Below are 8,614 nucleotides of genomic sequence, written 5' to 3' on the forward strand. Positions count from 1 at the left end.
TCGGCCACCGTGCGCCGCGTCATCAACATGACGGCCCTGGCCGTGGCGGACGTGGTAGCGGCTTCCTGAGCGAGCTGTCTCAGGTCACGGGCGGCGCGCGCCGCCCGTGACCGGCCACGACCCCGGGTGGGTCGGCGGCGGCGCGGATAATGCGCCGCCGCCTTTGTGCTTTTTGGATCCTGTTTTCCTTTCGGAGACTGCATGTCGCGCCAGACCAAGATCGTCGCCACCCTGGGCCCCGCCTCGTCCTCGCCGGAAACGCTGGAGGCCTTGATCCGCGCTGGCGTGGACGTGGTGCGGTTGAATTTTTCGCACGGCACGGCGCAGGACCACATCGACCGCGCTGCCCTGGTGCGCGCCGCCGCGGAGCGCGCGGGCAAGTCGGTGGCGATCATGGCCGACCTGCAGGGCCCCAAGATCCGCGTCGGCAAGTTCGAGAACGGGCGCGTGATGCTCGAAGCCGGCCAGCCCTTCGTGCTGGATGCCGGCCTGAAGGAACTGGGCAACGCCGAGCGCGTGGGCCTGGACTACAAGGAGCTGCCGCGCGACGTGAAGCCCGGCGACGTGCTGCTGCTCAATGACGGGCTGATCGTGCTGACCGTGGACCGCGTGCAGGGCGAGGCGGTGCACACGCTGGTGAAGATCGGCGGCGAGCTCTCCAACAACAAGGGCATCAACAAGCAGGGCGGGGGGCTGACGGCGCCCGCGCTCACGGGCAAGGACATGGAAGACATCCGCACCGCGATGAGCTTCCAGTGCGAGTACCTGGCGGTGAGCTTCCCCAAGAACGCCACCGACATGGAGATGGCGCGCCAGCTGGCCAACGTGGCTGGCGAGCCCTGGCGCCACAAGCCGGGGATGATCGCCAAGATCGAGCGCAGCGAGGCCATCCCGCAACTCGAAGCCATCCTCAAGGCCAGCGACGGCATCATGGTTGCGCGCGGCGACTTGGCGGTGGAGGTAGGCAACGCCGCGGTGCCGGCCTTGCAGAAAAAGATGATCCGCATGGCTCGCGCCATGGACAAGGTCGCCATCACTGCCACACAGATGATGGAGAGCATGATCGTCAACCCGGTGCCCACGCGCGCCGAGGTTTCCGACGTGGCCAACGCTGTGCTCGACGGTACCGACGCCGTGATGCTCAGCGCCGAGACGGCCGCAGGGCGCTTCCCTGTGGAGACCGTCTCGTACATGGCCGCCATCTGCGTCGAGGCCGAGCGCGCCGAGGACGGGCGGCTGGACGGTGACCTGACCGGGCGCAGCTTCGCGCGCATCGACCAAAGCATCGCCATGGGGGCGCTCTTCACCGCGCACCACCTGGGCTGCAAGGCCATCCTGGCGCTCACCGAGAGCGGCTCCACCGCGCTGTGGATGAGCCGCCATCGCATCCACACGCCCATCTACGGCCTGACCTCGCAGCCGCTGACGCAGCGCCGCATGGCGCTCTACCGCAACGTGCAGCCGCTGCTCATGCCACGACTGAACGACCGCGACGAGGCCCTGCGCCAGGCCGAGGCGCTGCTGGTGGCGCGCGGCGTGCTGATGCCTGGCGATACCTACGCCATCACCTGCGGCGAGCCCATGGGCCACCCCGGTGGCACCAACATGCTCAAGGTCGTCGAGGTGCGCTGACAAAGACCCGCCCACGCTGGCCCGCCGCCGTGGGCACGGGCTCACGCCGTGAGCCCGTGCACTCTTGACATGGATCGAGGAAGGCCCGGTTCGGGCGTGTGCCGCCCGGGTGGGCGGCCCTGGGCGCGCCGGTAAAATTTCGCCCGCGCGGCGGCGAGCACGCCGTCTGCTCAAGCTTTCTTCTCATCACTTCCCGGGGACTTTCACCATGCCTCTCGTCTCGATGCGCCAGCTGCTGGACCATGCCGCCGAAAACGGCTACGGCATTCCGGCTTTCAACGTCAACAACCTGGAGCAGGTGCAGGCCGTGATGGAGGCGGCCAAGGAGACCGGCGCGCCGGTGATCCTGCAGGCCAGCGCCGGGGCGCGGAAGTACGCGGGCGAGAGCTTCATCAAGCACCTGATCCAGGCCGCCATCGAGGCCTATCCGCAGATTCCGCTGGTCATGCACCAGGACCACGGCCAGAGCCCGGCCATCTGCCAGGGCGCCATCGACCTGGGCTTCGGCTCGGTGATGATGGACGGCTCGCTGATGGAAGACGGCAAGACGCCGTCCAGCTACGAGTACAACGTGGACGTCACCCGCAAGGTGGTCCAGATGGCCCACAAGGTGGGCGTGACCGTCGAGGGCGAGCTTGGCTGCCTGGGCTCGCTGGAAACCGGTGAGGCCGGCGAGGAGGACGGCATCGGCGCGGTGGGCAAGCTAGACCACTCGGCGCTGCTGACCGACCCGGAGCAGGCCGCCGACTTCGTCAAGCAGACGCAACTCGACGCACTGGCCATCGCCATCGGCACCAGCCACGGCGCCTACAAGTTCTCCCGCAAGCCCACCGGCGACATCCTGGCCATCTCGCGCGTCAAGGAAATCCACGCCCGCATCCCCAACACGCACCTGGTGATGCATGGCTCCTCGTCGGTGCCGCAGGACCTGCTGGCCATCATCAACCAGTACGGCGGCAAGATGAAGGAAACCTACGGGGTACCGGTCGAGGAGATCCAGGAAGCCATCAAGTACGGCGTGCGCAAAATCAACATCGACACCGACATCCGCCTGGCGATGACGGGCGCGGTGCGCAAGTTCCAGGCCGAGAACCCCGACAAGTTCGACATGCGCGAGTGGATGAAGCCCGCGCGCGAAGCCGCCAAGCAGATCTGCAAGCAGCGCTACCTGGAGTTCGGCTGCGAGGGCCAGGGCTCCAAGATCAAGGCGGTGTCGCTGGACGAGATGGCTGCCAAGTACGCCAGCGGCGCGCTGGCCCAGGTCGTGCAGTGATCTCCCTGGGCCGCCCGGCCCGTGAACCCACCGCATGACGCACCAGGCCCGCTTCGGCGGGCCTTTTTGCTGCTCCTACAATCCCGCCTCATTTTTTTGCACAGCACCGCCTGACCGCCATGACCACTGCCCTGCACGAGAGCTCCATCACCTCACTGCCGCTGCTGGCCCGCGGCAAGGTGCGCGACAACTACGCCGTTGGCGCCGACCGGCTACTGATGGTGGCCAGCGACCGGCTCTCGGCCTTCGACGTGGTGATGGGCGAGCCCATTCCGGGCAAGGGAGAGTTGCTGACGAAGATGGCGCTGTTCTGGTTCGAGCGCCTGGGCCACGTGGTGCCTAACCACCTCACTGGCGAGGATCCCGAATCCGTCGTGACCGAGGCCGAGCGTGAGCAGGTGCGCGGCCGCTCCATGCTGGTCAAACGCCTGAAGCCGCTGCCCGTGGAGGCCGTGGTGCGTGGCTACCTGGCCGGCAGCGGCTGGAAGGAATACCAGCAAAGTGGCACGGTCTGCGGCGTGGCACTGCCCGCGGGCCTGCACAACGCGGCCAAGCTCGCCGAGCCCATCTTCACGCCCGCGACCAAGGCCGAGATGGGCGAGCACGACGAGAACATCAGCTTCGAGCGCATGGTCGAGATCGTTGGCCGGGACCTCGCCGAGCAGGTGCGCGCGGTGTCGGTCCGGCTCTACCGCGAGGCCGCGGACTTCGCGCTGACCAAGGGCATCATCATCGCGGACACCAAATTCGAGTTCGGGCTGGACGAAGCCGGGCAGCTGACGCTGATGGACGAGGTGCTCACGCCCGACTCCTCGCGCTACTGGCCTGTGGAGAGCTACGCCGACGCAGTGGCCCGCGGCGACAACCCGCCCAGCTACGACAAGCAGTTCGTGCGCGACTGGCTGGAAGCGGCCCAGGTGGATGGCCAGCCCTGGAACAAGAAGGCCCCTGCGCCGGCGCTGCCCGCGGACGTGGTGCAGAAAACCGCCGACAAGTACCGCGAGGCGCTGCAGCGGCTCACAGCCTGAGTCGGAACGACCGAAACAGGCGGGCTGAATCGGGAATAGTGCTCCTTCCTGACACATCGGAAGGTGGATTGGTGTAAGTATTTCTGCGTGTAATCCCTCCTCAAACGCAGCGCACTTCCACCCGATAAGACTGTGATGTCCTGTAGTCGCTCCTTTGGAGCGTGGACCCGCTGTTTTGGAGACGATCCCATGCTCAGACTTTTCCGCCGTTCCGAGGGCGGTGCTGGCGCCAAGCCTGATCAAGGCGCCGCACCGCCGAACGTATCCGTGGCAGGCAGCACCGATGCGGTGGCGGTGGTCAGGGCGATGTCCACCCAGGCCTCCAACGTCGGGCGCGATGCCGCCGAGGTGCGCGGCGCCATGGAGGACACGCAGAAGATCGTCCACGCCCAGGGGCAGGCCATGCAGCAGGTGGCCCAGCAGCTCGACGAGGTGCAGCGGGCGCAGGGCTCCATCGCCACGGCGACGCTGGAGACGCTGCAGGCGGTGGCCCATGCGCGCGAGGCGCTGCAGGCGGTGAGCCGCGAGGTACAGGGCATCGTGGAGACGCTGCACCAGGTTTCGGACGCGGCCGGGCAGATCACGCAGATCGCGCTGCAGACACGGCTGGTGGCTTTCAACGCCTCGGTGGAGGCCAAGCGCGCCGGCGACGCCGGCCGCGGCTTCGGCGTGGTGGCCGACGCGGTCAAGGACCTTGCCGGCCAGGTCGAAACCACCTCCAAGACCATCATGCGCACCGTGGGCCAGCTCGACGAGCGCATCGAGAGCTTCAGCCGCGACCTGCGCTTCGACGACAGCGCCGACGTCAGCGCCCGCAGCGCCGTGCACGTGGCCTTCAGCAGCGTCGAGGCGGACGTGGAGCGCATCAGCCAGGCTGCGGACCAGAGCCGCAACATTTGCGCTCGGCTCAACGAACACACCCAGGAGCTGGAGAGCGAGGTGCAGCAGGCTTCCGCCCGGCTCAACACCGCGCTGGCGTGCAGTGACCGCTTCCTCAAGGTGTCGGAGGCCATGATCGAGCAGGTGGCGGGCTTCGGCATCGAGACCGAGGACACACCCTTCATCCAGGCCGCACAGCAGGCCGCCAACGAAATCTCCACGCTGCTGGAGAACGCGGTGCGCCAGGGCAGCGTGAAGCTCAGTGACCTGTTCGACGAGCAGTACCGGGGCATCCCGAAAACCAACCCGCCGCAGTACCTCACGCGCTTCGTGGACGTGGCCGACCGGGTGTTCCCGCAGGTACAGGAGCGCTTCCTGGCGCTGTCGCCGCGCGTGAGCTACTGCATTGCCGTGGACCGCAACGGCTACTGCCCGATGCACAACAAGAAGTACTCGCTGCCCCAGCGCGGCGACGTGGTCTGGGACACGGCCAACAGCCGCTACCGCCGCATCTTCAACGACCGAACCGGCCTGGCCTCGGCGCGCAACCAGCGCCCGTTCCTGCTGCAGACCTACCGCCGCGACATGGGCGGCGGCCAGCATGTGCTGCTCAAGGAGGTCTCGGCGCCCATCAGCGTCGGCGGACGCCACTGGGGCGGCCTGCGCATCGGCTTCAGCTTCTGAGCGCAGCGCGCACCCAATGAAGAACGGCCCGGGATTCCGGGCCGTTTCTCCATGGCGCTCCAGGCCGTGCCGGGTTTGCTCCCGGCCGGGCCGAATCAGAACAGCGCCATGCTGAGCTTGCGCCGGTATTGGTCCACCACCGGGTCCGCCGGCGCCTGGACGGCGGCCTTGCCGGCCACTTCCAGCGTGCCCTTCTTGGCGGCCTCGGCGCCAGCGGCGGGTTTCGGAGCCGGCTTGGTCATCAGCTCCAGGATGGCGACGTAGGCCTTGCGCGCGAGCTCGCCGTTCCAGGCCTTGTCGCGCATCAGGATCTCCAGCAACTCGTCCATTGCCTCGGTGAAGCGTCCGGCGGCGAAGTGCGTCTGCGCCAGCTCGAAGCGCGCCTCGAAGTCGCGCCGGTTGGCGGCGATGGCTGCAGTGAGCGCCTCGGTGCCGCGGGCCGTCGCGGCTTTCTCGGCGGCGTCGAGCCAGTGGCCCAGCGCGGCGATGCGCGCGTCCAGCACCGCTTTGCCCGCCATCGGCTCCCAGGCCTGGCGCGCCTGTGCCACATGGCCGCGCTCCAGCAGCAGCTTGACGTAGTCGCAACGCGCGGCGTCGTTGGCCGGGTCGATGGCCACGGCCTGCTGCAGCCGGTCCAGCGCCGCGTCGGCGTCACCTTCGGCGGCCAGGGCTTGCGCCTCCTGCACTTCCTCCTCGGCCTGTACTTCATCCGCGCTGGGCACGTGGCGGTCGAGGAAGGCGCGGATCTGCGCCTCGGGCTGCGCGCCCACGAAGCCGTCCACCGGCTGGCCCTGGTCGAAGAGCACGCAAAAAGGAATGGAGCGCACGCCGAAGGCCTGGCTGAGCTGACCGGCGATCTCGGGCTGGTCGTCGCTGTTGAGCTTGGCGAGCTTGAAGCGCCCGGCGTAGGCCATCTCCAGTTTTTCCAGCAGCGGACCCAGCGTGCGGCACGGCCCGCACCACGGCGCCCAGATGTCCAGCAGCACGGGCTGGCGCATGGACTCGGTGATGAGTTCCTGTTCGAAGTTCTGGATGGTGATGTCGGTCATGTCGGTGGCGCGGCGGAGGGAGGAGGGCCCCGCCTACAATGCAAGGTTTCCCTGATTTCCGGTGGAGCAAGCAGTGAGCACTGCCCCTGTGACGGTGGGCGTGGTGATGGGGTCCAGCAGCGACTGGGAAACCCTGAAGCACGCCACGCAGATTCTCGCCGAGTTCGGCATCGACTTCGAAGCGCGGGTGGTCTCCGCCCACCGCATGCCCGACGACATGTTCAGGTACGCCGAAACGGCGGCCGCGCGCGGGCTCAAGGCCATCATCGCCGGCGCGGGCGGCGCGGCACACTTGCCCGGCATGCTCGCGGCCAAGACCACGGTGCCGGTGCTGGGCGTGCCGGTGGCCAGCCGGCACCTGCAGGGCGTGGACTCGCTGCACTCCATCGTGCAGATGCCCAAGGGCATTCCCGTGGCGACCTTTGCCATCGGCACCGCCGGCGCCGGCAACGCGGCGCTGTTCGCAGTGGCGATGCTGGCCAACGAGAACCCGGCGCTGCGCGCGAAGCTGGAAGCCTTCCGCGCCCGCCAGACCGAAGCCGCCCGTGCCATGACGGCGGACCTCACGTGAGCGCCGCGCTGCTCCCCGGTGCCCTCCTGGAGGACGGCCGCCCCGCCACGCTGGGCGTGATGGGCGGCGGCCAGCTCGGCCGCATGTTCGTGCAGGCCGCGCAGGAGATGGGCTTTGTCACCGTGGTGCTCGATCCCGACACCGGCAGCCCCGCCGGCGCGGTGGCGCACCACCACATCCGCGCCGATTACCTCGACGAGCAGGGCCTGGCGCAGCTGATGCAACGCGCCAGCGCCATTACCACCGAGTTCGAGAACGTCCCCGCTGCCGCGCTGCTGACGCTGGGCGCGCAGCGCCCCGTGGCGCCCGCGGCCGACGCCGTGGCCGTGTGCCAGGACCGCGCCGCCGAGAAGCGCCATTTCGAAGGCTGCGGCGTGCCCTGCGCGCCCTGGGCGCTGATCGAGACGGCTGAGGCGCTGGCCGCCGTGTCCGACGAGCTGCTGCCCGGCATCCTCAAGACCGCGCGCATGGGCTACGACGGCAAGGGCCAGGTGCGGGTCGCGGACCGCGCGGCGCTGGCGGCCGCCTGGGCGCAGCTCGGCAGCGTGCCTTGCGTGCTTGAAAAAATGCTGCCGCTGGCGCTGGAGATCAGCGTCATCGTGGCGCGCGCCGCCGATGGTTCGATCGTGCACTTCCCCGTGCAGCAGAATCTGCACCGCGACGGCATCCTGGCCGTGACGCAGGTGCCCGCGCCCGATGTCTCCGAGCCGCTGCGCCAGCAGGCCGTGCAGTGCGCGCAGGCGGTGGCGCAGTCGCTGCGCTACGTGGGCGTGCTGTGCGTGGAGTTCTTCGTGCTGCAGGACGGCTCGCTGGTGGCCAACGAGATGGCGCCGCGCCCGCACAACTCCGGCCACTACAGCATCGACGCCTGCGACCAGTCGCAGTTCGACCTGCAGGTGCGCACGCTGGCCGGGCTGCCGCTGGTTGAGCCGCGGCTGCACTCCTGCGCCGTGATGCTCAACCTGCTGGGCGACCTGTGGTTCGACGCCCAGGGCCGCGAGCGCTCGCCGGCCTGGGCGCAGGTGCTGGCGCTGCCCGGCGTGCACCTGCACCTGTACGGCAAGGCCGGCGCGCGCCCCGGGCGCAAGATGGGCCACCTGACCGTCACCGCCGCCGATGCCGACGGCGCCCGCGACGTGGCGCTGCAGGCTGCGGCGCTGCTGGGCCTGGCGGCCTTCTGACCATGCCGCTGCTCGACGGCGCCGATTCCCTGGCCCTGCAGCAGGCCGCCGCGCTGCTGGCCGCGGGCGAGCTCGTGGCCTTCCCGACCGAGACGGTCTACGGGCTGGGCGCCCGCGCCGACGACGACGCGGCGGTGGCGAAGATCTTCGCCGCCAAGGGCCGCCCCAGCGACCACCCGCTGATCGTGCACGTCAGCGAGGCGGCCGAGGCGCCAGCCTTCACCCCGGCGGCCGACCTGCCCCTCGCGCGGCGGCTGATGGACGCCTTCTGGCCCGGGCCGCTGACGCTGATCCTGCCGCGCCGCGAGGGCGTGGCC

General features: G+C 69.2%; 8 protein-coding genes. 7 read left to right on the forward strand and 1 reads right to left on the reverse strand.

The features are described 5' to 3' along the window. The first annotated feature begins 201 nt into the window (after positions 1-201). The 4 genes from pyk (at position 202) to Q0741_RS27830 (ending at position 5,496) form a co-directional block, all read left to right on the forward strand. Positions 202-1,632, forward strand: coding sequence for a pyruvate kinase (gene pyk, locus Q0741_RS27815; protein WP_298236442.1), 1,431 nt, complete (start codon positions 202-204; stop codon positions 1,630-1,632). A gap of 208 nt (positions 1,633-1,840) precedes the next feature. After that, entirely contained in the window at positions 1,841-2,905 is a 1,065-nt protein-coding gene (gene fba / locus Q0741_RS27820) for a class II fructose-bisphosphate aldolase (RefSeq protein ID WP_298236443.1), read from the forward strand. 119 nt (positions 2,906-3,024) lie between these two features. Then, a complete protein-coding gene (locus Q0741_RS27825) occupies positions 3,025-3,933 on the forward strand; it encodes a phosphoribosylaminoimidazolesuccinocarboxamide synthase (RefSeq protein ID WP_298236444.1) in 909 nt (302 codons plus the stop codon). A 267-nt stretch (positions 3,934-4,200) separates the two neighbouring features. After that, positions 4,201-5,496 (forward strand): methyl-accepting chemotaxis protein, encoded by a 1,296-nt coding sequence (locus Q0741_RS27830; RefSeq protein WP_298236445.1) that lies wholly within the window; start codon positions 4,201-4,203, stop codon positions 5,494-5,496. A 95-nt stretch (positions 5,497-5,591) separates the two neighbouring features. Here Q0741_RS27830 and Q0741_RS27835 read toward each other — a convergent pair whose 3' ends face one another. Beyond that, entirely contained in the window at positions 5,592-6,545 is a 954-nt protein-coding gene (locus tag Q0741_RS27835) for a tetratricopeptide repeat protein (RefSeq protein ID WP_298236446.1), read from the reverse strand. Between the two features lie 106 nt (positions 6,546-6,651). Here Q0741_RS27835 and purE point away from each other — a divergent pair, with 106 nt between their 5' ends. The 3 genes from purE to Q0741_RS27850 form a co-directional block, all read left to right on the forward strand. Continuing rightward, the gene (gene purE, locus Q0741_RS27840; protein ID WP_298236449.1) at positions 6,652-7,116 is read left to right on the forward strand and encodes a 5-(carboxyamino)imidazole ribonucleotide mutase; all 465 of its coding nucleotides are present in this window, start codon (positions 6,652-6,654) and stop codon (positions 7,114-7,116) included. Further along, entirely contained in the window at positions 7,113-8,297 is a 1,185-nt protein-coding gene (locus Q0741_RS27845; RefSeq protein WP_298236447.1) for a 5-(carboxyamino)imidazole ribonucleotide synthase, read from the forward strand. Before purE ends, Q0741_RS27845 begins: the two co-directional genes overlap by 4 nt. Before the next feature lie 2 nt (positions 8,298-8,299). Then, the coding region (locus Q0741_RS27850) for a Sua5/YciO/YrdC/YwlC family protein (protein WP_298236448.1) at positions 8,300-8,614 on the forward strand (315 nt) is incomplete at its 3' end.

It is taken from the genome of uncultured Azohydromonas sp., from assembly GCF_937926365.1.
Taxonomy (GTDB): domain Bacteria; phylum Pseudomonadota; class Gammaproteobacteria; order Burkholderiales; family Burkholderiaceae_C; genus Azohydromonas.

Excerpts from the sequence above, each read along its gene's own strand:
- pyk (WP_298236442.1), top strand. The coding sequence starts at position 202 with ATGTCGCGCCAGACCAAGATCGTCGCCACCCTGGGCCCCGCCTCGTCC.
- Q0741_RS27835 (WP_298236446.1), bottom strand. The coding sequence starts at position 6,545 with ATGACCGACATCACCATCCAGAACTTCGAACAGGAACTCATCACCGAG.
- fba (WP_298236443.1), top strand. The coding sequence starts at position 1,841 with ATGCCTCTCGTCTCGATGCGCCAGCTGCTGGACCATGCCGCCGAAAAC.
- Q0741_RS27825 (WP_298236444.1), top strand. The coding sequence starts at position 3,025 with ATGACCACTGCCCTGCACGAGAGCTCCATCACCTCACTGCCGCTGCTG.
- purE (WP_298236449.1), top strand. The coding sequence starts at position 6,652 with ATGGGGTCCAGCAGCGACTGGGAAACCCTGAAGCACGCCACGCAGATT.